At 49.7% G+C, this 26,173-nt stretch carries 18 protein-coding genes, 1 pseudogene, 1 riboswitch and 1 other annotated feature; of the genes and pseudogenes, 14 read left to right on the forward strand and 5 right to left on the reverse strand.

The genetic code is table 11. The annotated features are described in order from the left end of the window. Position 1: 1 nt before the first annotated feature. Complete coding sequence (gene codY / locus V3C10_11750; GenBank protein WVP64447.1) at positions 2–781, forward strand: GTP-sensing pleiotropic transcriptional regulator CodY; 780 nt, start codon at positions 2–4, stop codon at positions 779–781. Between the two features lie 197 nt (positions 782–978). Here the strand turns inward: codY and purF are convergent. From purF to glmS, 3 genes and pseudogenes are all read right to left on the reverse strand, one after another. Then, a pseudogene (purF, locus tag V3C10_11755) lies at positions 979–2,400 on the reverse strand (amidophosphoribosyltransferase). Between the two features lie 27 nt (positions 2,401–2,427). Continuing rightward, complete coding sequence (locus V3C10_11760) at positions 2,428–4,527, reverse strand: glutamine synthetase III (protein ID WVP64448.1); 2,100 nt, start codon at positions 4,525–4,527, stop codon at positions 2,428–2,430. Between the two features lie 178 nt (positions 4,528–4,705). Next, positions 4,706–6,538 carry a glutamine--fructose-6-phosphate transaminase (isomerizing) gene (gene glmS / locus V3C10_11765; GenBank protein WVP64449.1) on the reverse strand — a complete coding sequence of 611 codons (1,833 nt, stop codon included), beginning with the start codon at positions 6,536–6,538 and terminating at the stop codon, positions 4,706–4,708. 596 nt (positions 6,539–7,134) lie between these two features. Between glmS and aspS the strand changes: the two genes are divergently transcribed. From aspS to V3C10_11790, 5 genes are all read left to right on the forward strand, one after another. Next, positions 7,135–8,466 (forward strand): aspartate--tRNA(Asn) ligase, encoded by a 1,332-nt coding sequence (aspS, locus tag V3C10_11770; protein ID WVP64450.1) that lies wholly within the window; start codon positions 7,135–7,137, stop codon positions 8,464–8,466. Positions 8,467–8,521: 55 nt separating this feature from the next. Next, the gene (gene gatC, locus V3C10_11775) at positions 8,522–8,815 is read left to right on the forward strand and encodes an Asp-tRNA(Asn)/Glu-tRNA(Gln) amidotransferase subunit GatC (GenBank protein WVP64451.1); all 294 of its coding nucleotides are present in this window, start codon (positions 8,522–8,524) and stop codon (positions 8,813–8,815) included. Between the two features lie 45 nt (positions 8,816–8,860). Then, positions 8,861–10,345 (forward strand): Asp-tRNA(Asn)/Glu-tRNA(Gln) amidotransferase subunit GatA, encoded by a 1,485-nt coding sequence (gatA, locus tag V3C10_11780; GenBank protein WVP64612.1) that lies wholly within the window; start codon positions 8,861–8,863, stop codon positions 10,343–10,345. Continuing rightward, complete coding sequence (gene gatB, locus V3C10_11785) at positions 10,346–11,782, forward strand: Asp-tRNA(Asn)/Glu-tRNA(Gln) amidotransferase subunit GatB (GenBank protein WVP64452.1); 1,437 nt, start codon at positions 10,346–10,348, stop codon at positions 11,780–11,782. Between the two features lie 211 nt (positions 11,783–11,993). Further along, the gene (locus tag V3C10_11790; GenBank protein ID WVP64613.1) at positions 11,994–12,527 is read left to right on the forward strand and encodes a rubrerythrin family protein; all 534 of its coding nucleotides are present in this window, start codon (positions 11,994–11,996) and stop codon (positions 12,525–12,527) included. A 152-nt stretch (positions 12,528–12,679) separates the two neighbouring features. Here the strand turns inward: V3C10_11790 and V3C10_11795 are convergent, their stop codons facing one another. Continuing rightward, a complete protein-coding gene (locus V3C10_11795) occupies positions 12,680–14,017 on the reverse strand; it encodes a replication-associated recombination protein A (GenBank protein ID WVP64614.1) in 1,338 nt (445 codons plus the stop codon). Positions 14,018–14,462: 445 nt separating this feature from the next. Further along, positions 14,463–14,737, forward strand: a binding site (T-box leader). An 89-nt stretch (positions 14,738–14,826) separates the two neighbouring features. On the opposite strand from V3C10_11795, the gene V3C10_11800 reads away from it, so the two are divergent. The 6 genes from V3C10_11800 to V3C10_11825 all read left to right on the forward strand — a co-directional run bounded on the left by V3C10_11800 (position 14,827) and on the right by V3C10_11825 (position 22,733). After that, positions 14,827–15,846 carry a methionine ABC transporter ATP-binding protein gene (locus V3C10_11800; protein WVP64453.1) on the forward strand — a complete coding sequence of 340 codons (1,020 nt, stop codon included), beginning with the start codon at positions 14,827–14,829 and terminating at the stop codon, positions 15,844–15,846. Beyond that, a complete protein-coding gene (locus tag V3C10_11805) occupies positions 15,843–16,520 on the forward strand; it encodes an ABC transporter permease subunit (protein ID WVP64454.1) in 678 nt (225 codons plus the stop codon). Before V3C10_11800 ends, V3C10_11805 begins: the two co-directional genes overlap by 4 nt. Positions 16,521–16,635: 115 nt before the next feature. Next, entirely contained in the window at positions 16,636–17,568 is a 933-nt protein-coding gene (locus tag V3C10_11810; GenBank protein ID WVP64455.1) for a MetQ/NlpA family ABC transporter substrate-binding protein, read from the forward strand. Between the two features lie 46 nt (positions 17,569–17,614). Next, the gene (locus V3C10_11815; protein ID WVP64456.1) at positions 17,615–18,790 is read left to right on the forward strand and encodes an amidohydrolase; all 1,176 of its coding nucleotides are present in this window, start codon (positions 17,615–17,617) and stop codon (positions 18,788–18,790) included. 201 nt (positions 18,791–18,991) lie between these two features. Further along, a complete protein-coding gene (locus tag V3C10_11820) occupies positions 18,992–21,337 on the forward strand; it encodes a hypothetical protein (protein WVP64457.1) in 2,346 nt (781 codons plus the stop codon). Between the two features lie 113 nt (positions 21,338–21,450). Beyond that, positions 21,451–21,533: riboswitch (cyclic di-GMP riboswitch) on the forward strand. 252 nt (positions 21,534–21,785) lie between these two features. Continuing rightward, positions 21,786–22,733, forward strand: coding sequence for a hypothetical protein (locus V3C10_11825; protein ID WVP64458.1), 948 nt, complete (start codon positions 21,786–21,788; stop codon positions 22,731–22,733). 235 nt (positions 22,734–22,968) lie between these two features. Here V3C10_11825 and V3C10_11830 read toward each other — a convergent pair whose 3' ends face one another. After that, positions 22,969–23,940 (reverse strand): PfkB family carbohydrate kinase, encoded by a 972-nt coding sequence (locus V3C10_11830; GenBank protein ID WVP64459.1) that lies wholly within the window; start codon positions 23,938–23,940, stop codon positions 22,969–22,971. 204 nt (positions 23,941–24,144) lie between these two features. On the opposite strand from V3C10_11830, the gene V3C10_11835 reads away from it, so the two are divergent. Both V3C10_11835 and bcp read left to right on the forward strand, forming a co-directional pair. After that, positions 24,145–25,593, forward strand: a complete 1,449-nt coding sequence (locus tag V3C10_11835) for an amidohydrolase (GenBank protein ID WVP64460.1) — start codon at positions 24,145–24,147, stop codon at positions 25,591–25,593. Positions 25,594–25,684: 91 nt separating this feature from the next. Further along, positions 25,685–26,137, forward strand: a complete 453-nt coding sequence (bcp, locus tag V3C10_11840) for a thioredoxin-dependent thiol peroxidase (protein WVP64461.1) — start codon at positions 25,685–25,687, stop codon at positions 26,135–26,137. Positions 26,138–26,173: the final 36 nt, after the last annotated feature.

Genomic DNA, 26,173 nt, shown 5'->3' on the forward strand with positions numbered 1-26,173 from the left:
AATGAGTGTTCAGTTGTTGGACAAAACAAGAAAAATCAACAAATTATTGCATAACAATCATTCTCACAAAGTTGTCTTTAATGACATCTGTGAAGTGCTCGGCGAAATTCTGCAGTCAAACATTCTTGTAATAAGCAAGAAGGGAAAAGTGCTGGGGGTTGCGATATGTCCCGGAATTGATGAGATAGAGGAACTGATCGAAGACCAGGTAGGCGGTTATATTGACCGCATGCTGAATGAACGTCTTCTGAGCGTTTTATCTACCAAAGAAAATGTCAATCTTGCGACGCTGGGCTTTGCAGAGGAAAATGTCAAAAAGTATCAGGCTATCATAACACCAATCGACATTTCCGGCGAGCGTCTGGGGACGCTGTTTATCTACAAAGCAGATGCAAATTATGATATTGACGACATTATTCTGAGCGAATACGGCACCGCGGTAGTAGGACTTGAGATGATGCGCTCCGTGAATGAGGAGAATGCAGAAGAGACCAGAAAGATTCAGATTGTAAAGTCTGCTATCAGCACATTATCATTTTCAGAACTGGAAGCAATCACACACATTTTCGACGAACTGGAAGGCAATGAGGGTATCCTGGTTGCCAGCAAGATTGCAGACAGAGTTGGTATCACCCGTTCTGTCATTGTCAATGCACTGCGCAAATTCGAGAGCGCCGGTGTTATTGAATCACGTTCTTCCGGTATGAAAGGCACTTACATCAAAGTATTGAATGATGTCGTATTTGATGAACTTAAGACTTTGAAAACAGAGACAAAATAATATTGACTGGAAAATTCATTTTACATGAATTGTTTATGCAAAAAAGGAACCGGCATGGGTGAGGGTGCAGCCGATTCCTTTTTTGGTGCCCTGAATTTGCAGATGCATGAATTCAGGGCATCATTTTTCTCTTGTTTATTACGGCCGTTCCTTATTCAGTGAATTCTTTTTTTAGTATCAGTGTTCAGACTATTAAATTATTCCAGTGCATTTTTAATATCCGTGCCGGGGACTTCCATCGGATAATGCCCCGTAAAGCAGGCCGTGCAGAGCGGAAGGCCGCCGGCCATCTCCGGAAGCTGTTCTGCGGGCATGTAAGCCAGGGAGTCTGCGCCTATGGACCGGCGGATTTCCTCCGTGGAATGGCTGCTGGCAATCAGCTGGCTGTTGGAGGGAACGTCGGTTCCAAAGTAGCAGGGATACAGAAACGGCGGAGAGGAGATTCTCACATGGACCTCCAGGGCTCCTGCCTCCTTGAGCATGTGAATCAGATTTTTAATTGTGGTGCCGCGCACGATGGAATCATCCACCAGCACGATTCGTTTCCCTTTCACGGCGGGAGCCAGCACGCTGAGTTTGATCTTCACGCTGTTTTAACGTTCCTTCTGGCTGGATTTGATAAAAGTTCTTCCAACATAACTGTTTTTATGGAAGATGAGCTCAAAAGGGATGCCTGATGCTCTGGAATACCCCATAGCCGCTGTAAGGCCGGAGTCGGGGACGCCAGCCACCAGATCGGCAGAAACAGAACTGGAACGGGCCAGAATGGCTCCGCCGTGCAGTCGGGCTTCGTATACGCTTACACGATCCAGCTGGCTGTCCAGTCTGGCAAAATAAATATATTCAAAGATGCAGTGCGCGTTTTCAGCCTGCCGCAGCCCCATGTCGGAGTGAAGGCCGTCTTTTGTAATGGTGACAATCTCTCCCGGGGCAATATCGCGGATAAATTCACCTCCGGCTGCCTCTATGGCGCAGCTTTCCGAAGCAATGAGCCATGCATTGTTCATCCTGCCGAGACAGAGCGGTTTCAGACCGTAGGGATCCCGGACACCGATCAGTTTTCTGGGACTGGCGATAACAAGGCCGTAAGCCCCTTTTATTCTGGCCGCAGTCCGCTTGATGGCTTCCTCCACGGTGGGGGTATGAAGGCGTTCCCTGGCAATGTGCAGGGCGATGGCCTCGGAGTCGATCGTCGTCTGAAATACGGCTCCCGTATTTTCAAGTTCCCGTTTCAGTTCGGAGGCGTTGACGAGATTGCCGTTATGCGCCACCGTGAGACTTCCCTTGATGTAATTTAAAACAAGCGGCTGCGCATTTTCCAAAGTGGCTGCGCCGGTCGTGGCGTAACGGACATGGCCGATGCCGATATTTCCGGTGAGGCGGGCCAGTGTGTCTGGCGTAAACACTTCCTGCACAAGGCCCAGACCCTTATGACACAGGGCCGGAGCCTTTGGCCCGTTGGTGTTGCCGACCGCGATTCCGCAGGATTCCTGTCCCCGGTGCTGAAGGGCGCAGAGACCGTAGAAAATATCCCCGGAGACGTTGGAACCGCCTGTATCAAACACTCCAAAAACACCGCATTCTTCCCTTAGTCCCGTAGTTTGTTCAGATGGCTGCATCTCAGCTCTCCTCCTTAAATTTATTTTTTATATTGAAAAAAGCAGTTTGTCATAGGACGGATAAGTAAGAAATTCATCGGGTATCATGGCCTCCGCCTCATCTGCATATGTTCGGAGTTCATTCATTTTGGCAAGTACGGTGTAGCGGCAGTACTTTACCTTTTCCATGCCGTCTTCCAAACCGTCCATACCGGAACATGCGGTTTTTAATTCATCCGTCCTTTCCGAGATGGCGGTATACAGAGCGGAAAGTCCGTCCAAACGTTTTTCCATTGCGGAGACGGAAGCCGACGGCAGGGCTTTTTTCATTTTTACTTCGGTTTCGGCCAGTTCTTTTATGTAGGAGAGCAGGGAGGGGAGGAAGGTTTTGTTCATCATGGAGTGCATTGTTTTGGCTTCAATGATAATCGTTTTTATATAGTTCTCCTGCATAATTTCATAGCGGGAGAAGATTTCTTCCCGGGTGAAGACATGGTGCTTTGTAAACAGCTCGATGTTCTTTTCCGCTATTAAGCAGGGAAAAGCCTCTGCGCAGGTTGGAAGATTGAAGAGTCCCCTCTTTTCCGCCTCATTCACCCAGGCCTCCGAGTAGCCGTTTCCGTTGAAAATAATGCGTTTATGCCGGCGTATCACCGCTTTTAACAGAGTGTGGATTTCCTCGGGCAGTTTTTCCGTTGGTACCTTCTCCAGGTGATCCGCAAATTCTCCAAGAACCTCGGCAACGGCAGTATTGAGAACCACATTCGGGCCGGATACCGGGAGGGAGGAGCCGGGCATACGGAATTCAAATTTGTTACCGGTAAAGGCAAAGGGGGAAGTCCTGTTGCGGTCCGTCGTGTCTTTGACAAAATGCGGAAGGACTTTCGCACCCGCATTCATTGAAATCTCTTCCCGCGCTTCGGGTTCTGCGTCATTCTCGACAATGTCGAGGACGGCGGCAAGGTCGTCGCCGATGAACATGGAGACGATGGCGGGCGGCGCTTCATTGCCCCCCAGGCGGTGATCATTGCCCGCCGTTGCGACCGAGACGCGCAGCAAATCGCCGTATACATCCACCGCCTTCACGGTTGCGGCCAGAAAGAGCATGAAACGGAGATTTTTAGCAGGCTCTTTATCGGGATCCAGGAGATTGATCCCCGTGTTCGTGGAGAGCGACCAGTTGTTATGTTTGCCGCTTCCGTTGATGCCTTCATAGGGTTTTTCATGAAGAAGGCAGACAAGGCCGTGCTTTTCAGCCGTGCGCTTCATCACTTCCATGGTAAGCTGGTTATTGTCCGCGGCCAGATTGCTGGTCGTGTACACAACAGCCAGTTCGTGCTGTGACGGAGCCACCTCATTATGTCTGGTCTTAGCAGGAATGCCGAATTTCCAGAGTTCTTCATCCAGTTCCTTCATGAAGGCAAGAACGCGGGGACGAAGTGAGCCGAAATAGTGGTCATCCATTTCCTGACCCTTTGGCGCGGGGGCGCCAAACAGGGTTCTGCCGCAGAACTTCAGGTCGCTGCGCTTATTATACAGTTCTTTATCTACGAGAAAATATTCCTGTTCAGGACCGACTGTGGAGTAGACACGGGCAACGTCATCATCGCCGAAGAGCTTCAGCACGCGGAGCGCTTCTTTGTTGACTGCTTCCATGGAACGCAGCAGAGGTGTTTTTTTATCGAGAGCTTCTCCGCTGTATGAGCAGAACGCTGTGGGAATGCAGAGGGTACCGTCTTTTATAAACGCCGGAGAGGTAGGATCCCAGGCCGTATAGCCTCTGGCCTCAAAAGTGGCGCGCAGGCCGCCGGAAGGAAAACTGGAGGCATCCGGTTCCCCCTTGATCAGTTCCCTGCCGGAGAAATCCATAATCACATCGTCATTGCTAAGAGGGCTTATAAAGCTGTCGTGTTTTTCGGCGGTAATCCCGGTCATTGGCTGGAACCAGTGAGTAAAGTGGGTGGCGCCGTTTTCCACGGCCCATTCCTTCATGGCGACGGCAACGGCGTTGGCAACATCAAGCTCCAGATGGCGGCCGGTTTCAATTGTGTTACGAAGAGCCCTGTAAACATCTCTCGGCAGTTTGTTTTTCATAATTTTGTCGTTAAACACAAGGCTTCCATAAAGCTCGGGGATGTTCTTTTCCATAAATCATGTCTCCTTTCAGATACGGCACAGCGCGCAGTTAAAGTGCAAATTTCACAAAAAAAAGGCACCTCGGTTGTACCGAAGCGCCTTTGCTTTTCTTTATTCAGTAGTATACACAAAAAAATGCGAATGTCAATATTTTCCTGAAATATTTTTGGATTTTTGAAAAACGAAATCCTTACTCAACCGTAACAGATTTAGCCAGATTCCTTGGCTTATCCACATCCAGTCCCCTTCCCAGGGAAACATAGTAAGCGAAGAGCTGAAGCGGAATAATAGCAAGGGAACCGGAGAAATAGCGGTTAATCTTCGGGATATAAACCGTAAAATCAGACACCTTTTCGATTTCTTTATTATCTTCGTTGGTCAGCGCCATCACAAAAGCGCCTCTTGTCTTGACCTCGACAACGTTGCTGATGGTCTTTGGATAGAGAGCTTCCTGGGTTGCGAGAGCTACGACGAGCGTGCCTTCTTCAATCAGCGAGATGGTTCCGTGTTTGAGCTCACCGGCTGCATAGGCCTCTGAGTGGATATAGGAAATCTCTTTCAGTTTCAGGGAACCCTCCATTGAGATGGCATAGTCCACCCCGCGGCCGATGAAGAAAATGTGCTCTGCGGCCAGGTAACGGTTGGCAAAACGCTGAATCTGCTGACGGTCTTTTAAGATTTCATCCATCATCTCAGGAAGCTTCTGCAGATCCTCAATCATCCGGCTGTAGTCGCTGTCCGCCAGCGTAGAGCGGACCCTGCCGAATTTCAGGGCAAGCAGGTAGAAGGAGACGAGCTGTGCGCTGTATGCCTTTGTCGTTGCCACGGAGATTTCCGGACCGGCCCAGGTATACATGACATTGTCGGCCTCACGGGCAATGGAGCTGCCTACCACGTTGACAATTCCCAGAACCCTCTGGCCGTTTGCCTTCGATTCCCTGAGGGCGGCGAGAGAGTCGGCCGTCTCACCGGACTGGCTCACAATGATGACAAGCGTGTTGCGGTCGAAAATCGGATCGCGGTACCGGTACTCGGATGCCAGATCCACCTCAACCGGCACCCTGGAAATCCCTTCGAATACGTATTTGGCCATGACGCCGGTATGGTAGGCGGAGCCGCAGGCCACGATCATGATTTTATTAATGCTGCGGATATCTTCATCCGTCATGCCGAGCTCTTCGATCACCACCTCACCGTCCTGGATACGCGGACTGATGGTGTCGCGGACAGCCTTTGGCTGTTCATAGATTTCTTTCAGGAAGAAATGCTCATAACCGCCTTTTTCCGCAGCGTTTACGTCCCAGTCGATGCGGGTGCATGTTTTCTGAAGCGGTTCCTCGTCCACGTTGTAAAACTTGATTCCCTCGCGGGAGAGGACGGCAATCTCCTCATTCTCCATATAGAAAACTTCCCTTGTATACTGAAGAATAGCGGGCACGTCGGAGGCGATAAAATTACCGCTTTCGCTGTGTCCTACGATCAGAGGGCTGTCTTTTCTGGCGGAAAAAACCTGACCCGGGAAATCCTTAAAGAGGATACCAAGGGCATAAGAACCTTCCACCTTCTGCATTACCTTTGTAAGCGCTTCAAGCGGGTTATGGTTGCGGTTGTAATAGTAATCCAGCAGATGTGCAAGAACCTCGGTATCGGTTTCAGAGATGAATTCATAACCCTTGCCGATAAGGCGCTGTTTTAATTTGCTGTAATTTTCAATAATACCGTTGTGTACGACAATGATCGAGCGATCTTTATTGAAGTGGGGATGGGCATTGGTATCGGAAGGACTCCCATGTGTCGCCCAGCGTGTATGTCCGATTCCGATTGTTCCGGAGAGGGTGCTTCCTTCTTTTGTCAGATCTTTAAGACGCTTAAGACGCCCCGTGACCTTTTCCATCTTGATATCTGTCCCGTCATAAACTGCAATTCCGGCCGAGTCATAACCCCGGTATTCCAGCTTGCTGAGCCCGCTCAACAGGATAGGAGCCGCCTGTTCGTCTCCGATGTAGCCAACAATTCCACACATATGTTTTCCTCCGTTTTTTGGTTTCTGTCTAATAATACAGTAGTCAGTCTAGTACAGAAAGTGCTTATTTATACAGGTAAATTATATTCATAGATGACGGGATGTCAACGCATTTAAAAAAAACTTAATAAAAAAAGACAGTGAAAATTTTGGAAATGCAGAGACGCGTCCTCATTTTTCACTCTCAAATTGCCCCTCAATTTAGAAAACATCAAAAAGAATTTTCAAAAAACCCTTTACATTCCCGAAAAAATAGTTTATAGTGAGGACCATAAAAAAGGCAGTGAAGGAGACTCTGTTTTAAAGAATCCGACAGAAAGACGTGGTCACCGGCTGAGAGCCGCGTCAGGAGGGCGTAAGACAATAGGGAACACTCCGGAGCCGGACGTACGAAAGGTCAGTAGGACGTCACGTGAATGCGCGTTAAGCATACAAGAGAGTGAGAAGATGAAGCGCTGCTTTTCTTTTCAAATGCGGGTGGTACCGCGGGAATATCCCGTCCCGGAATGTCGAAAGATGTTCCGGGATTTTTTGATTCATTGGACCCTTAATCTCCCCGGAACATCGGTGCACAAAGAAGAAAGCGAGGGAGAAAGATGGATTTTTTAACAGGAATGAAAGAAAAAAAAGTTCTGGAGCTTAAGAGTCTTTTGACAGATGGGAAGGCGGGACAGGAGGTAAAAGTAAACGGCGCGGTTATGAATATCAGGAATATGGGAGACATTGCCTTTATCATTCTGAGAAAACGGGACGGCGTTCTGCAGACGGTATTTGAAAAGGGAGTCACGGAGGCCGATTTTTCCCAGATAAGGGAAGAAACCTTCGTGGAAGTGACCGGGATTGTGAAAACGGAGGAAAGGGCGCCCCACGGAATGGAACTGCGGTTAAGGAGCGTAAAAATCCTCTCTAAACCAACGGAACCGATGCCGATCGCGGTTTCTAAATGGAAGATGGGAGCTTCTCTGGAGGCCAGGCTGGATATGAGGCCCCTTACACTCCGGAATATCAGGGAGCGGGCCAGGTTCAAGATAGAAGAGGGGATTGCCAGGGCATTCAGGGAGTTTCTCCAGGGTCAGGGATTTACGGAAATACATTCCCCGAAGATCGGAGCCAGGGGAGCCGAGGGCGGAGCCAACGTCTTTAAACTTGACTACTTCCACCGCCCGGCCGTGCTGGCCCAGAGTCCTCAGTTTTACAAACAGATGATGGTCGGAGTCTTTGACCGCGTCATGGAGATAGGACCTGTGTTCCGGGCGGAAAAGCATAATACGAAACGCCATCTGAACGAATATACGGGACTCGATTTTGAAATGGGGTATATCGACGACGTTGCGGACATCATGGCAATGGAGACGGGATTCCTGCAGTATATGGTGGAATTATTAAGAGTGGAATACAGCAGGGAACTGGAAATTCTCAGAGTCAGGCTGCCGGAGACGGACAAAATCCCGTGCGTAACATTTACACGGGCCAAGGAGCTGGCGGCTGAAAAATACGGAATGCAAATCAGGAACCCATACGATTTGGAACCGGAGGAGGAACACCTGATCGGCCGTTATTTCAAAGAAGAATACAATGCCGACTTTGTTTTTATCACACAGTACCCCTCTAAAAAGCGTCCCTTTTATGCGATGGAGGATCCCGAAGATACCAGATTTACAAAGAGCTTCGACCTCTTATTCCGGGGGCTGGAGGTGACGACGGGAGGCCAGCGTATCCACGACTACAAAGAACTGATGGCAAAAATAGAGAGGCGGGGCATGGATGTGGAAGGAATGGACGGCTATCTGGATACCTTCAAATACGGCATGCCTCCCCACGGCGGCCTGGGAATCGGCCTGGAACGGATGACGATGCAGCTTCTGGGTGAGGAAAACGTGAGGGAGGTTTCACTCTTTCCTAGAGATATGAGCCGGCTTGTCCCGTAGTGAAGGCGTAACCTGGGCAAAACCATTTATCACAAAAACCGAAAGAAGGAAAACCATGGCAGTAAAAATTGATGATGAAATGATCGAGTATGTAGGAATTCTGGCGCAGCTTGAACTCACCGGGGAGGAGAAGAAAAAAGCCGGGGAAGACATGGGCCGGATGCTCGAATATATTGATATGTTAAACGGTCTGGACACCTCTGAAACGGCTCCGATGACCCATTTGTTTGATACCCGGAATGTGTTCCGGGAAGATGAGGTGACAAATACGGATATGTCGCAGGAGATGATTGCCAATGCGCCCTCACGGAAAGAAAACCAGTATAAGGTACCAAGGACAGTGGAATAACGGAGCGGTGGAGACGCTGTTCCGGGCGCAGACCAGGAGGTAATGATGGAACTTATGAAATTGACGGCTCTTGAGCTGGGAAAAAAGATAAAAGAAAGAGAAATATCGGTGAAGGAGGCGGTAACCGCTTCTTTTGCCAGGATTCACAAATGTGAGGATACGATTCACGCCTTTGTATCCCTGAACGAGGAGAAAGCGGTGGAGGATGCAAAGGCCGTACAGTCCCGCATAGACAGCGGAGAGCTTACGGGACCGCTGGCCGGTGTTCCGGTTGCGGTGAAAGACAATATCTGTACCGGGGGGATGAAAACCACCTGCGGTTCCAGAATGCTTTACAATTTCGTGCCCCCCTATTCGGCGGAGGCGGTCCGGAACCTGGAGAGGGCGGGGGCCGTAATCATTGGTAAAACGAATATGGATGAATTCGCCATGGGAAGTACGACGGAAACCTCATGGTTCGGCCCGACCCTGAATCCGTGGAATGAAGCTCATGTACCGGGCGGTTCGTCAGGCGGTTCCTGTGCGGCGGTTGCCGCGGGTGAGACATTTTATGCGCTGGGTTCCGACACGGGCGGTTCCATCAGGCAGCCGAGTTCCTTCTGCGGAGTGACCGGAATGAAACCGACCTATGGGACTGTTTCGCGTTACGGCTTGATAGCTTACGGTTCGTCCCTGGATCAGATTGGTCCGGTTGCGAAAGACACCGCCGACTGTGCGGCAGTCCTGGAAGCTCTGGCCTCCCACGACACAAAAGACAGCACTTCCATCCCGAGGAAAGACTGCAATTTTCTGCAGGCGCTGACCGGTGAAGCGAAGGGAATGAGGATCGGAATTCCTTCGGACTATCTGGGGGAGGGGTTGGACGAAAGTGTCAGGAAAGCAGTTCTTTCCGGTGCAAAAGTGTTAAAAGCCCAGGGCGCAGAGGTGGAATTTTTCAGTCTCGGCATGGTGGAGTATGCCATACCGGCTTACTATGTCATTGCATCCGCGGAAGCCAGCTCCAACCTCTCCCGGTTTGACGGTGTAAAATACGGATACAGGACGAAAGAGTATGAGGATCTTCACGAAATGTATAAGAAAAGCCGTTCCGAGGGTTTTGGACCTGAGGTGAAACGCCGCATTATGCTCGGTTCCTTTGTCTTAAGTTCCGGCTACTATGACGCCTACTATCTGAAAGCCCTTCGGACAAAGTCATTAATTAAACAGGCATTTGACAGGGCGTTTGAAAAATATGACGTGATACTCGGCCCGGCAGCGCCGTCCACGGCGCCTGCCGTTGGAGAGAGCCTGGGTGATCCGCTGAAAATGTATCTGGGAGACATTTACACCGTTTCAGTCAATCTGGCCGGCCTGCCGGCTGTCAGCGTTCCCTGCGGGCTCGATGAGAAAGGCCTTCCCATTGGGCTTCAGATGATTGCAGGCTGTTTTGAGGAGAAAAAACTCTTCCGCGCCTCGTATGCTTACGAGCGGGCGAGAGGCGGGTGGGCGCTTCCGTTCTACGGCGGAAAATCAGGCAAGGAGGGGAAATAGATGAAAAAACAGTATGAAACCGTCATCGGACTGGAAGTCCATGTAGAACTGGCCACCAGGACGAAAATTTTCTGTGGCTGTTCCACCGCATTTGGCGCGGCGCCGGGTACCCACACCTGTCCGGTCTGCACCGGAATGCCGGGGGCCCTGCCGGTTTTAAATAGGAAGGTTGTGGAACTGGCCATATCCGTGGGCCTTGCCGCAGGCTGTGAGATAAACCGATGCTGTAAATTTGACCGGAAGAATTATTTTTATCCCGACAATCCTCAGAACTATCAGATTTCCCAGCTCTATCTGCCAATCTGTCACGACGGCCGTCTCACGATTGAAACGGCCTCGGGAGAGAAAGAAGTCAGAATCCATGAAATCCACATGGAGGAAGACGCAGGAAAGCTGATTCATGATGAATGGGAAGAATGTTCCCTGGTGGACTATAACAGGAGCGGGGTTCCGCTGATTGAAATAGTCTCCGAGCCGGATATGAGAAACGCGGAGGAGGTTATCGCATACCTGGATCGCCTGCGTCTTTTAATCCAGTATCTGGGCGCTTCGGACTGTAAGCTCCAGGAAGGCTCCATGAGAGCCGACGTCAACCTGTCGGTACGGGAAGCGGGAAGTGAAACCTTCGGAACGAGAACGGAAATGAAGAACTTAAACTCCTTTAAAGCGATTGCCCGTGCCATCGAGGGGGAGAAAAACCGTCAGATTGAGCTTCTGGAAGAGGGAAAGAGCGTATCCCAGGAGACGCGCAGATGGGATGACAACAAGGAGTATTCCTATGCAATGCGTTCGAAGGAAGACGCTAAAGATTACCGATATTTCCCTGATCCGGATTTGCCTCCTGTCGTGATAAGCGAAGAATGGCTTGAGGGCATCAGAAGTTCGCTTCCGGAACTGCAGCCTGAAAAGATGAAGCGCTACCAGGAGGAATACGGATTATCGGAATATGACAGCCGGATTATCACAGAATCGAGGAAGATGGCGGAGATATTTGAAAAGACGGCCGCTCTCTGCGGTCTGCCGAAAAAAGCGGCCAACTGGCTGATCGGCGAAACTGGCCGATTGATGAAAGAAAATGCGGTGGAGGCCGATCAGCTGTCATTTTCTCCAGGGCATCTTTCAAAACTCATCCGGATGACGGAGGCGGGAATCATTAACACCACAATCGCAAAAGAGGTCTTTGAGAAGATATTTATGGAGGATGTGGAACCTGAATCGTATGTCAAAGAGAAGGAGCTTTTAATGGTAAATGATGACGAAGCCCTGGAACGGACGGTGGAGGAAGTCCTGGCGTCAAACCCACAGACGGTGGAGGAATACCGAAGCGGAAAAACCAAGGTGGCCGGTTTCCTGGTGGGCCGGATTATGAAACAGATGCATGGAAAAGCAAACCCTGCTAAGGTAAATGAAATTTTAGCGAAAAAATTAGAACAGTAAGAATGGCGATCCACTGAGTCTGCGTTGTTAGCCGCCACCGATCAAAGTTCCCCGGCCCGGGAGTGGGAATATGGCTGGTTCCCGTTACCCGGGTCAGGGGTATTTATGGAATAAATATTTTTTCATATGCTTGACAAAAGATGGAAAAAAGTGTAATATAAAAACAGGAATAATTCCTAGAATCATAAAAGGACGTAGGAGGAATAAAAGAATGGAATTAAAAGGAAGCAGAACAGAACAGAACCTGATGACAGCATTTGCAGGAGAATCACAGGCAAGAAATAAATACACATATTTCGCAAGCGCTGCGAAAAAAGAAGGATTTGAGCAGATCGCAGCAATCTTTGAGAACACTGCAAACAATGAAAAAGAGCATGCAAAAATGTGGTTCAAAGAGTTAAAGGGAATCGGAACAACCGCAGAGAACCTGAAAGCGGCTGCTGAGGGTGAGAACTATGAGTGGACCGATATGTATGCAGAATTTGCAAAGGTAGCTGAGGAAGAGGGCTTTAAAGAGCTGGCAGCTAAATTTGCAGCAGTTGCAGCTATTGAGAAGACACATGAAGAGAGATACTTAAAGCTCTTAAATAATGTAGAGATGCAGGCTGTATTTGAGAAAACGGAAGAGACAATGTGGGAGTGCAGAAACTGCGGCCACCTTGTAATCGGAAAGAAAGCTCCAACCGTATGTCCGGTATGTGCACATCCACAGAGCTACTTTGAAGTTAGAAAAGAAAACTATTAATTTACGGCCGGCCCAAGGGAGTAAAATCAGGGAGAGAGATTTGATACATAATGCTGAAAAGCGGACCTTGAAGACCCTTTGACGGAGTGAATTTAAGAAACAGGACGGTTCCCGGTAAATGACGGAGCCGTCCTGTTTTTCTAGTGAGATCATTAGTGCTCCTGAGAAGCAGGATGCTCCCTGCGCCATTTTTTAATCGCCTCCAGACGCTCACGGACGGGAGCCTCCGCACCAGCAGTCCCGGGCTGATAATAGGATCGTCCCTTAAGCGATTTGGGAAGGCAGTCCATAGCGGCAATTTTGTCTTCCGTATCATGGGCATAGACATAACCCTCCCCATAATGCAGTTCCGCCATCAGGCCGGTGGGAGCGTTCCTGATCTGCAGGGGGACCGGTTCCGCCATCATGTTCTGGGCGTCTTCCTTAGCCGTCTCGTAAGCCCGGTAGATGGAATTCGATTTGGGAGCCATCGCCAGGTAAACGACGGCCTGTGTCAAATTCAACGTGCATTCCGGCATTCCGATAAAGTGGGATGCCTGATAGGCAGCAACCACGAGCGGCAGGGCATTTGGATCCGCGATTCCGATATCTTCACTGGCAAAACGGATCAGCCTTCTTGCCACATAGAGAGGATCTTCCCCTGCCTCCAGCATCCTGGCGAGCCAGTAGACGGCGGCGTCTGGATCGCTGTTGCGCATGGATTTGTGCAGGGCGGAGATCAGGTTATAGTGCTCCTCACCCTTTTTATCATAGAGCAGGGATTTCTTACTAATGCACTGTTCCAGGGCCTGGTCGGTGACGGTGATAGTGCCGGAGCGGTCAAGCTCTCCGTTGAGGACGGCCATTTCCAGGGTATTTAGCGCGGTGCGCGCGTCCCCGTTGGCAAAATTGGCAATCAGGGACAGCTGATCCTCACTGATCACGACATGCTGGTTTCCAAATCCTTTGGGAGACTTCATCACGTTCGTGAGCAGTTCCAGTAAATCTTCCGATGTCAGGGCCTTCAGCACGAATACTTTGCATCTGGACAGAAGAGCGGAATTGATCTCAAAGGAGGGATTTTCCGTCGTGGCGCCGATCAGGATGATACTTCCCTTTTCCACATAGGGGAGGAACGCGTCCTGCTGAGCCTTATTAAAACGGTGGATCTCGTCCACAAAGAGAATCGTCCTGATTCCCATGATGCGGTTCTTCTCGGCCTGTTCCATCACGGTTTTAATCTCTTTAATGCCGCTTGTAACGGCGGAAAAATCAATAAAAGACGACTGGGTCTTACCCGCAATAATCCGGGCCAGGGTAGTCTTGCCGACACCGGGAGGCCCCCAGAAAATCATGGAAGTAACCTGATCCTTCTCGATTAAATTGCGCAGTACTTTACCTCGGCCAATCAGATGTTGCTGACCCACAAACCCTTCCAGCGTATCGGGACGGATGCGGCTGGCAAGAGGGGATGTGGTTTCGCGGTTGTCAAAGAGTGAAAGCTGTTCCAGCATGGGAGAACCTCCTTCTCAAAAAGCATGATTATAAGGTGTATTTTAAGTTTATGAATGCTCTTGGTTTGTCTGAGTATCATCATACCACATATTTGGAAGAAAAGGAACATACATTCGATGGGAAGATGGCTATACTGTTTACAGCTAAATGCGGTGTGAACAGTAGTAACAGTTCAGACAGGATGAACTGTTACGGACAGTAACGGTAGGAGGCTGCCTCCAGTATAAGATATTTTGCTTTTTTTCACGGAATATGGTAATGTAGGATGTACGGTAATATTCGAGGGAAAGGATACAGGCGTGGGCAGGGAGAAGTGAATCCGGCGTCATGAAACTGCGAACCATAACATTAAAAACCAGTCCCATGGTCTTTTCGAAAAAAAAGGTTGACAAACCGGGAAAAATGCAATAATATAGTCGCAAGTTGATAAATTGATTACCAGCAAAGACGTAGAAGAGAAGAGTAGTAAGCGGATGCTTTTACAGAGAGTTCCCGGACGCTGAGAGGGAGCAGAGATAGGCTTATGAAGATGGTCTCAGAGTTGCATGATCGAATATTTTAGATCATGACGGGATGCGCCCGTTACAGCGATAGAGTATAAGCCGGGACACAGGCCATGGAGACGATGGATGTGCGGCCGTACTTGAAAAGGTCTGGATGCGTGAGCATCAGACGAAGTTAGGTGGTACCACGAAGCGACAGCTTTCGTCCTAATACAGGGCGGGAGCTTTTTTTGTTGCATATGAAAGTTTTTATACCCGCTATGCGGCCGCGCTCGGCGCAGAAAGTGAAAGGAGCAGTCAGAATGATTAAGTTGGAACAGGTGAGCAAGACATTTGATACCATCCATGCTGTGAAAAACGTAAATCTGGAGATACAGGACGGTGAAATTTTTGGTATTATAGGTTTTTCGGGGGCAGGCAAGTCTACGTTAGTCAGATGCATTAATCTGCTGGAGCGGCCGACGACGGGGCGCGTGCTGATTGACGATGTGGATTTGATGAGCCTGGATGAGAAGAAATTGAGGGAAGTCAGGAAAAAGATCGGCATGATTTTCCAGCACTTCAACCTGATGCGTTCCAGGACGGTTTACCAGAATATCGAGTTTCCTCTTAAGAAAACGAAGATGACAAAGGCGGAGAGGGAAGAAAAGATAGCGTCTCTTCTGGAACTGGTGGGGCTGACCGATAAGAGGGATGCCTATCCGTCGCAGCTCTCGGGCGGACAGAAGCAGAGGGTTGCCATCGCAAGGTCCCTGGCCAACGACCCGAACGTGCTTCTCTGCGATGAGGCCACCAGCGCCCTGGATCCCCAGACCACACAGTCCATCCTTAAGCTTCTCAAAAAGGTAAATGAAGAGATGGGAATTACCATTGTCCTGATTACCCACGAGATGGCGGTTGTGAAGGATATCTGCGACAGGGTCGCCATTATGGAAGAGGGAGCCGTGGTTGAGTCGGGTAATACGGTGGATGTATTCAGCCATCCACAGGTCAGAATCACCAGGGACTTTATCGACACGGCAAGCAATATCAGAAAAATCTACGATTTGATTGAAGACAAGAATGAACTGACGGAAATCGGCGCCGGGGACAGGATGCTTCTGTTCACCTACTCGGGCACCAACGCAGGAGAGCCGCTCATTTCCTATCTGGCAAAGGCCTTCGACATCAGAGCCAATATTATTTTCGGAAATATTGATTTCCTGAAGGGGAAACCCCTCGGCAAGCTGGTGGTAACACTGAGCGGGGAGCCGGATCAGATGGCGGCTGCAATGGAATACATAAACTCACTTGGAGTGGAAGTGGAGGTAATTAAAGAATGAGTATATTATACACCTTAGCGCCGAACCTGGAACGTCTGGGCGGAGAGCTTGTAAAATGTATCGGACAGACCTTTAAGATGCTCCTGATTTCAGGTACCATCGCATTTTTCTTCGGACTGTTCTTCGGAGTCCTCCTGATTGTTACAAAGAGGGGCGGAATCCTGCAGAACGTGGTAATTTATAATTTTCTCGATAAAGCGGTTGATATTATCCGTTCGATTCCTTTCATTATTCTTATGGTACTGCTGATTCCGGTCAGCCGGGCCATCGTCGGAACGGGTTCCGGCGTTACCGGTTCCTATGTGGCATTGATTGCGGGTACGGTTCCTTTCTTTGCAAGACAGATTGAATCGGTTCTTGCAGACCTGGACGGCGGACTGATTGAGGCCAGCGAGGCGATGGGATTTTCACCGGTGGAGATTATCTTCGGCGTTTATTTAAAGGAGAGTATCCCCGGCATCACCCGCGTGACGATGATTACCTTTGTCAGCCTGATCGGCATCACGGCCATGGCCGGTGCGATCGGAGCCGGAGGACTGGGAGATTTCGCTATCCGCTATGGCTATCAGATGGGCTACCGGGATATGATTTGGGCTACGGTAATTATTATCCTCTTAATTATCAGTGCAATTCAGTTTATCGGCAATGTGATTATCAGGAAAACGACACATTAAGTAATGACGAAAGCGGCTGTTCAGGGAACCGTACTGCGTGAAGCGGCACCTGGGAAAGAACTGGATAGTTACTATATAAATATATTTAAAAGAGAAGAAAAAGGAGAGAGAAATTATGAAAAAGACATTCAAAACATCATGGAAAAAAGCAGCAGCAGTAACCCTGGCGGCAGTGACGGCGCTCACACTTTTCGGATGTGGATCGGGAAGCGGCAGCACACCGGCCGCAACGGCGGCAGCCGGGGAGACGGCCGGCGAAGCGGCAAAGGAAACAGCCAAGGAAACGGCGGAAGTGACCACAGTAAAAGTCGGCGTAGTCGGAGAGTACAATGCACAGTGGGATACAATCAACGAGCTTCTGAAGGATGACGGCATTCAGGTGGAACTGATGAAATTTACCGATTATGCAGCTCCAAACCGCGCATTAAATGACGGGGAGATCGACCTGAACGCATTCCAGCATAAGGCATTTCTGGCAAATGATGTGGCTCAGAAGGGATATGACATCGTAGATATCGGAGATACCATTATTGCTCCGCTTTCCATCTATAATAATAAGAAGAAAATCTCCTCCATTGATGAGATTAAGGACGGCGATGTGATTGCCATCCCAAGCGATCTGACAAACGGAGGCCGCGCCCTCAAACTGCTGGAAGAGGCAGGTTTCATCGTATGCGATCCGGAAAAAGGATTTGTACCGACAAAAGCCGATATTACAGAGTACAAGGTAAAGATCGATATCAAAGAGGCTGAGTCCGCAACACTGGCTAATATTCTTCCTGACTGCGCAGCGGCCATTATCAACGGCGGAAACGCATTTACGGCAGGACTTAATCCGATCGAAGACACAATTTACACCGAAAATGTAGATAAGACAACCAACGAGGCGGTTCCTCAGTTAATCAACGTAATCGTTGCCCGCACCGCCGATAAGGACAATGAAGTTTATAAGAAAATTGTAGACGCTTACCATACGGCAGAAGTTAAGAAGACGATTGAAGATGCATACCAGGGTGCTTTCATCTGCGCATGGGATGATGCGGAATAAATAATAAGGAAAAGGTGCGCCAAAGCCGGCACGGATGGAGGGTAAAATGGCATTAAAACAGTATGTAACAGACGAAAAAGATTACCTTGTCAGCCTGAGAAGATATTTTCATGCTCACCCTGAAGTAAGTCTGAAGGAATATAATACATGCAGGAAAATAGAGGAGGAGCTGGATAAAATCGGCCTTCCCCACGTAAGAATCGGTGAAACGGGCGTTTATGCCTGGATCGACGGAGAAAAGGGCGAAGGGAAAACCATTGCCCTCCGGGCCGACATGGACGCACTGGCCATGGAAGATTTAAAAACGGCAGAGTATCACTCACAGAATGAGGGATTCTGCCACGCCTGCGGCCATGACGGCCATACGGCTACCCTACTGACCGCGGCAAAGATTTTGAATGCCAAAAAGGGAGAGTTCGGCGGCCATATCCGCCTTTTCTTCCAGCAGGCGGAGGAGATTGGACAGGGAGCCAGACAGTTTGTCGGAGCCGGACTGCTTAACGGTGTGGACCGGGTGTTTGGAACACATGTGAGCAGCGCCCTGGAGACGGGAAAGATTTCCCTGACAAAGGGACCGCAGAATGCGAGCTGTGATTACTTTAAAATCACCATAACCGGCAGAGGCGCCCATGTTTCCAAACCGCACCTCGGAATCGACGCCGCTTACATCGCATCCCAGATCGTTGTGGGACTTCAGAGCATCGTAGCCAGAAACACGGATCCGCTTGAAACCGTAGTGGTCGGCGTCGGCGTGATCAAGGCGGGAACCCAGTACAATATCGTGGCGGAACATGCCGAGATAGAGGGAACCACCAGAAGCTTCAGCCCCGAAGTCAGGAAATTCACGAATGACAAGGTGGTGCAGATTGCCAGACAGACGGCAGAGCTGTATGGGGCGGAGGCGGAAGTGGAAATCCGTGATTATGCGGCTCCCCTTGTAAATGACGCCCAGGTGGTGGAGGAAGTAACCGCCGTCACAGAAAAGCTCCTTCCGGCGGACGGAATCATCAGCAACTACGAAAAGGCTTTGGGGGCCGACGATTTTGCCGATTATCTGGCGGTTGCGAAGGGAATGTACGCCTTTGTGGGTACCCATAACCCGGAGGAGCCGAATACGGGAGTGGCACATCATCACGGACTGTTTGATCTCGATGAAAACGGACTGCTGATCGCATGTAATGTGTATGTGGATTACGCGCTCTGGGTGCTCCAGGAGATGTAGCGGACAGAAAAGAAATCGATGTTCAGGTAAATAAATAACACGGCGGGGCCGTCAGGAACAGTGTGGTAAGAGAACGACACTGTTCCTGACGGCCTTTTTTGAACTGCAGTGGAGGGAACTGGATAAGCGGCTTCTTTTACGGCCGGTAGCCAAAAAAGAATTCCAATGTTACAATAGAAACAGCGGAAAAGGGGGGATACGATGGCAGAAGACATTCTGTATGGCTTATTTGATGATTATCTAAAAGGCACGCCGGTATATGTACCGGTCCTGCTGGGAGTGATTCTGATTGCGCTTGGAAGGTGGATTCTTAAAAAGGAGCATCACTTACCCCGATATATGGTGGTCGTCACGGTATCAGAATTGATTTTAGCGGAAACCGCAGGCGTGGTTTGCACGGCTTTACCGGACGGAGGCGTCAAAAAGGGAATTATCTTTGGGCTTTGCCTTTCAGCCATGATTTTGCTGCTCTTTTATGGTGTGGCGAAGTACCTGTGGATTGAGATGCAGTTTTACCTGGTCAGGCATTTTACCGATACGCTGCATATAGACTGTGACAACATTAAGGCATGGAAAATTGTGGCTGCGTTGAGTGAGAGGAAAATGACGGTAAGGCAGAATGCAAGGTGTAAAAAACATAAGGTATTTCTGCTGATTACCCTGGGTAATTTAAGCGCGGCGGAGCCTCTGATTGAATCCATGAGAGAGGACGGAGCAAGGTATCATTTTTTAATGAATCTGCTCCGGCTTCGGCAGGGGAAGACAGAACAGGCGTCTGTCCATGCCAGGAGGGCGGAGGAGGCGTGTACGGCCGATACGGATCCGCTAATTCATGCGCAGATTCTTCATAACAGGGCCGTAAGCCTGATTGGACAAGGACATTACCGTGATGCCGACAAGGCCTTTAAGAGTACGCTGCAGTTTGTGAAAGAACGGAAAATCAGGAATAAAGGGCTGCTGCTGACAATTTATCAGAACTATGCTTTTAACCGGATTCGGATCGAGGGACGTGATGCGGACTGGAAGGTTATTATAGACGAACTGCAGGCGCATCTGAACATGGATCATACGATTGAATACCTGGCGCTGTCAAACGTCAGGTTAGAGCTGATGCGGGAAGCAGAGGAGCCGGCCGGGCATTTAAATCAAATGGTCAACTGCGGCTTTGACAGAATCCTGCGGGACAAAAAGCTGCCGGAAAGAAATAAGCTTGTCCTGGCTGCCAGTACGGCGCGGATTGTCTGGGCTTCGGGGCTGGATCCACGCCCCTGTATTGACTATCTGTCAGCCGGGAAAGAGAAACTTCTGGAGCTGCCGATGCCCATCAGATATGAGAGCATGAAGCAGATTAACATTTTGTTTGAAGGACTTTGCGGCTGCCGCTCAAAAGAGGAGGCTGCACTCAGGGAATATGTGTTCTGGTATAGAAAGAATCAGGCGATCCCGGATCTGGAAGAATATCTGGGCTCTTCCAAGCTGCCTCGGGTTTCTGTCGATTCCCGGATTTATCTTCTGACGGAACTGGCAGGACTGCAAAAAGAACATCCGCAGCAGTATGAGCTGAAGCATTTTATGGATCTGATGCAGGATGCCGCAGCTTTGTGCGATGAAAATTCCCTTTTGCCGGAAGGGCTTCACTGCAGGCTCAGCATCATGGATGAGCTTTGCGGTGAGCAGAACCTGGACCGGAATTTTAAGGCGGCCCACGCGGACATCATGCGGGAACAGCTTAGCTGGGTAGAGCCGCGGCTGGATGAACTGATGGAAAATCCACAGATTGCGGAGCTTTATCTCATGCTGGGTTTTTACAGCTTTCATCTGGACGATTACGACAGATGCATCCTGTACTATGAACGGGTCAGGAAATGTATGGACAGCATCTCACTGGAACACTTTGCACCATGGCTGCACCGGTATTATATGGTGGTGTGTTTCATTGCCCGGAGCCGGTATTTTTTCAGGGCGGTCGAGAGGATTCAAAGCAGTAAGGAGATACAGACATATGAGGCCCCGCTCCGTCTGTGGTTTGAGGGGGCGTTTATGGAAGACGGGCTGATGATGTCGGCATTGCTCGGCCGGTTTATGGGGGCCGGGGAGACAATTCCGATAAAAGTGAAGACATGGGAGGAACCGGCAGCAGGGATGAAATACTCAGGAACCGTGCTGTGCCGCCATTTCTGGCTGGCCGTTCATCCGGTCGGTCTGGAAATGGATTTCACTTATCAGCAGTTTGCACTGGAAGAAAATCCTTCCCACTGTTATTTTGCACTGGATCACCATCCAATGCAGACTATGGAGTCGAATGTGATAAAACGGAGCGCCGCACAGACGGGCCGTCCGCCTTCCGAGGTTCTTTTGCTGGCGTTTGCACCGGACAGTCTGCCGGAACAGGAAAAAACACTTTTTGACTCGGTCTACAATGTGATTGTATCCCATGTGGAGGAGCCGTGTCCCAAAATACAGGAACTGGAACGGCTGTTTTCCCGTGTCATTCTTCCACGGCCGGTTCCATATTCGGAGAATGGATATGGGCAGGAGGCATTTTAGACGGTAATTCCGGCTTTCCCTATTATCCATTTATTGTCAATACTTTCCCAGTCTGTTTTTAAAGAAACCATTTGCACTTCCAAACAAAATAAAGTATAATGACTACGAGCAAATATTATATTTGGCAAACCCGTCGAAAGGCGGCGGCGCAAAGCTAAAGGGTCTAAGTAGAAGTATATGACAGCCAGTTGCAATCATTTTGAATGCGTGTCGAGCAGATACCCCGGTTTTTGGTGTCTGCTTTTTCAGTATTGCGTTCATTGGCCGCGGTAATCGGTGCGTAAGGCATCCGGGTTACCGTTGATTGTCGATGAAAAATCTGCGAAACGCGCTTTTTCGTTGTTAGACTGCTGATATATCTTCACAAGGATGTTTGGGACAGGTGCAAGCTCCGGGGTGATATTATTGTTCGTATATGGCAGCGGAAGGGGAGAAGTATAGAACAAGTATGGAAACCATTGAGAGAATCGAAGAATTAAAGCTTGAAATTGAGAAACAGAAAAAGTTCATTGAAAGCGAGAATGAGAAGACTGAGAAAGTAAAAACGTGTTGTGACAGAGTTGCCAGATTACTCTGCACGTGGAGCACAAGGATTGCTGCGGAGATTACACAGCAGAATTTCGAACAGATGATAGAGCTTCAGCCGGATGAGATCGAGGAACAGAAAATAGAAGCGCTGGAGAAAGAAGTCCTGGAACTTTTACAGAAACAGTCAGAAAAGATGGAAACACTGGTCTTTAACAAAGAGATATGGCCGCATATGGACTGCAGAATGCGTGTGAATCTGGACGAGAGGCTTCGCGACGCTCAGTTTGAGCTGAAAGGAATTGAGAACAAGATGCTGGACGGCACCAGAGCACAGCTGCGTAAACGGGCGATGCAGATGGAGGAGGCCAAGAACCTCTGCACCCGCATGGAACAGGCGGTGTTGTCTGTAGAGTCATGGGAGAAGCTGTTTCTGATGTTCATGGAGGATATGGAGATAAGACGCCGATCGGGAATGGACGACACATTTTACCTGATGGAACGTGAGGATATCCGCAGAAAGCTTCAGACCTGCTTTGAGTTTTCAGATGTAATCTGTCAGTCACTGGGAGAAATGTTATGTTCGTCTATCAGGGATTCCGTCAGCTGCCTGGGGAACTGTCTGATAGGGCACGGATTTCATTTTTCCAGGAACCGTTGGAACAGAACAAAGACGGCGGCCATTTACACGGGTGAAATCCGTTTATCGGACGAAATTACGGAAGAGATATCCAGATATGCGGCAGGAATTATGTTTATAGAAAAGCATCTGCATAATATTGAACTGGCGGAAGAAAAAGTCAATAAATACCGGGCGGAACTGGCACGTCTGACCGATCAGGCAAAGGGAACGGGGAAACTGGTAGTTTGAAACGAGAGGCGCCGGGGTGACGGCGGGAACTGGTTGTGACAGGAACGGCTAAAGCAGAAGTAAGCCGGTGATAATGCGACGGTTTTGGACGGATTCATGAGGATGAATCCATACTTATAATGAATATCTGTATGAAAAGAAGAGGCCCGACGGTGATGAAAACATCATGTCGGGTCTCTTTATAACGAGTGGAAATGAAAAATCCGCGAAGTGTTCTGTCGTTGTTGGGACGGGCTTAGAACAGACGGTCAAATTCCTCTTTCGTCAAAGACGCTCCCTTTACCCCTACTACAGCTGAGGCGGCGGTATTGGCAATAATGATTGCGTCCTTCAGGCTTTTTCCCATGCTCAGAGAGGCCATGACCGCGCCGATATGGGAATCGCCGGCGCCTATGGTATCTACAACCGGGGAGGGAATTCCGTCCACGTAATAGGCATTCCCGCTCTGCTCCCGGCAATACGTCCCTTTGTCCCCCAGGGTGATGATGACGGTATTGGAGGTGAGGGAAAAGAGTTTTTCTGCGGAATCTTCAATGGAACCGCATCCGCTCAGGCTCTTCGCCTCGGGTTCATTGATATGGAGCACGGGATGAAGCGCATAGAGGCGCTGCGTTTTTTCGGGGCTGATCCGGATGCCTCTTGGTCCGGGGGCGTAAAAAATCTCCCTCTGCGGATGTTCTTCCAGATATTCGATCAGTTCTATTCCGGTCGGCTCTTCAATTTCCAGGCCGCAGACATAAACCATGTCGCATGCGGTGTGTTTAAACGGTTCCATCCATTCCTTCCGGAAAGTGTACTCCGCACCGTGATATGACATAAAGGTTCTCTCGCCTCCCGCCTCCACCAGGCAGTAACAGCAGCCGTTTTCCCGGTCGGGGACACGGACGGCGACGGGAAAACCGTTCCGTTCCAGTTCTCTTGCGACATAATCGCCGTAAAAACCGGTTCCGACTGGGGAGATCAGAGTCAGAGGGACATGAAAGAGCTTGATCATGGACGCCACATTATAAGCACAGCCGCCGAGGGCCAGAGACTGGCTGCTGGGGTGGATGTCTTCCTCTGTTTTTGGAAGGTGATCAATATTTATGATAATGTCGACACAGGTTGAACCGATGACCATAATGTTCTTCGGCCCGACGTCTGTGTGAAGGACGGTACCGCCGGTTGAAATCTCTTTGATGTTATGGGATGCTGCGTCGTGAGCCAATTGAAAAACCTCCGTTCTTATATTGTTTCTATTTTAACAGTATAGCATAATAATTCAGGAAAACCGACAATTTTTTTACCATTTCCAATAAAATGTGATAGACTTATAAAAGAAAATCAGAGTCAGAAAACGGCGGCTCCGATGAGCAGGCCGTATGATAAAACGTATGACGAATGAAGCGATAATAAAAGCTGGAGGCATAAAATGGATAAAACACTGCAAAGCGAAGCACAATATAAAGGAAAAGAAGGCTGGGAAGATAATACAGGAAACTGTAACGGCGGAGAGGATCCATACGCCAGGATTACTCAGATTGGGGATAACATACAGGAAAAACTGGTAAGGATCCGGAGAGATTTGCATAAACATCCCGAGACCGCATGGCTTGAGATGAGGACATCGGCGGTAATTGCGGAAAAACTGACACGGCTGGGTTATGAAGTCCTGACCGGTAAGGACGTGTGCAGAGAGGGAAACAGGCTGGCTGTTCCGGACCGGGAGATTCTGGAGGAGCATTACAGAAGGGTAAAGGCCGAAGCGACGATTGAGAGAAAGAGAAACGAGGATGAGGGGCTGGAGATACCCGGATATCCGGAATATCTTACAAGCGAGATGGAACAGGGATACACCGGCGTGGTCGGCATCCTGCGGTGCGGGGACGGGCCTGTCGTGGCGCTCCGGTTTGATATTGACGCACTTCCGATGGAGGAGGATACTTCGGAGGCACACCGGCCGCACAGGGAAGGTTTTGCTTCCGTCAACCGCAAAATGATGCACGCCTGCGGCCATGACTGTCATGCGGCCATCGGGCTTGGCACTGCGGAAATCCTGGCTTCGATGCGTGAACAGCTCCATGGAACGGTAAAACTTCTGTTTCAGCCGGGAGAAGAAGGGGTGAGGGGAGCAAATGCCATGGTGGCGGCGGGCCATCTGGACGGGGTGGATTATTTTGCCGGAACCCATGTGGCCCCCGATAATACCGGGGATGACGGAGATGTGACGCCCGGAACATACGGTTCCCTTGCTACATGCAAATACGATGTCTATTTCAGGGGAGAATCAGCCCATGCGGGAGGATTTCCCGAGAAGGGGAAGAATGCCGTTCTGGCTGCGGCCCACGCAGTGGTCGCCCTCTCCGGGATTGCACGCCACAGCGGAGGAATAACGAGGGTCAATGTCGGTACGATTCAGGGCGGCACAAGCAGCAATGTAGTGGCGGACGAGGCCATGATTTCCATGGAAATCCGCGGCGAGACGACGGAGATTAACGGCTACATGGATCAGAGGGCCCGGGAAATCTGCCGGGCGGCGGCAATGATGGAGGGCTGCACCTGTGAGATGAAACTGATGGGCCATGCGCCTTCCCAGGTGAGTGATCTTCCGTTTGTCGAGAGGATTGCCAGTGTGGTGAGGGAACATCTGCCCCAGTATTCCGTCAGCAGCACCCCGAATGCAAAGAACTGGGGCAGTGAAGACATCGGCTTTATGATGAACCGTGTCCAGGAGCAGGGAGGGCAGGCCGTTTACATGAGGACCACCACTACGATGGCGTCGCCGCAGCATACGGTTCTGTTTGATGTGGACGAGTCGGTTCTCAAAAAGGGAGCCGTGGTCTTTTCGTCCATCGTCTACGATTTGCTGGGAGAAAATTAACCGGGTAAGGTTTGCAAATAAACGCCCGGCAGAGTATCAGAAAAATCAGAGTATCAGAAAGATAATTATAAGAAGAAAGGAAATAACAGATATGCTGGAAACAGGAATGAAGGCACCGGAATTTAAACTTTTAAACCAGGAGGGAAAAGAAGTCTCCCTGGCCGATTATAGGGGAAAGAAGGTAATACTCTATTTCTACAGTAAAGACAACACGGCCGGCTGCACAAAGCAGGCCTGCTCCTTTGCCGAACTTTATCCGGATTTCAGGGAGAAGAATGCCGAGGTGATTGGAATCAGCAAAGACACGGTGGAATCACACCGCAAGTTTGCCGAAAAGTACGGATTGCCGTTTACAATTCTTGCCGATCCGGAGCGGATTGCCATTGAGGCTTACGATGTGTGGAAGGAGAAGAATATGTACGGTAAAAAGGTGATGGGCGTGGTCAGGACCACGTATCTGATTGATGAGAACGGCATGATTGAAAAAGCGTTCACAAAGGTGAAAGCAGCTGACAACGCCAGACAGATGGCCCAGGAAGTCTGATGGCGCTGCCCGGGCCATCTTAAAAATATGTAAAAA

The sequence above is a fragment of the [Clostridium] symbiosum genome (assembly GCA_036419695.1).
Taxonomy (GTDB): Bacteria; Bacillota; Clostridia; order Lachnospirales; family Lachnospiraceae; genus Otoolea; species Otoolea symbiosa_A.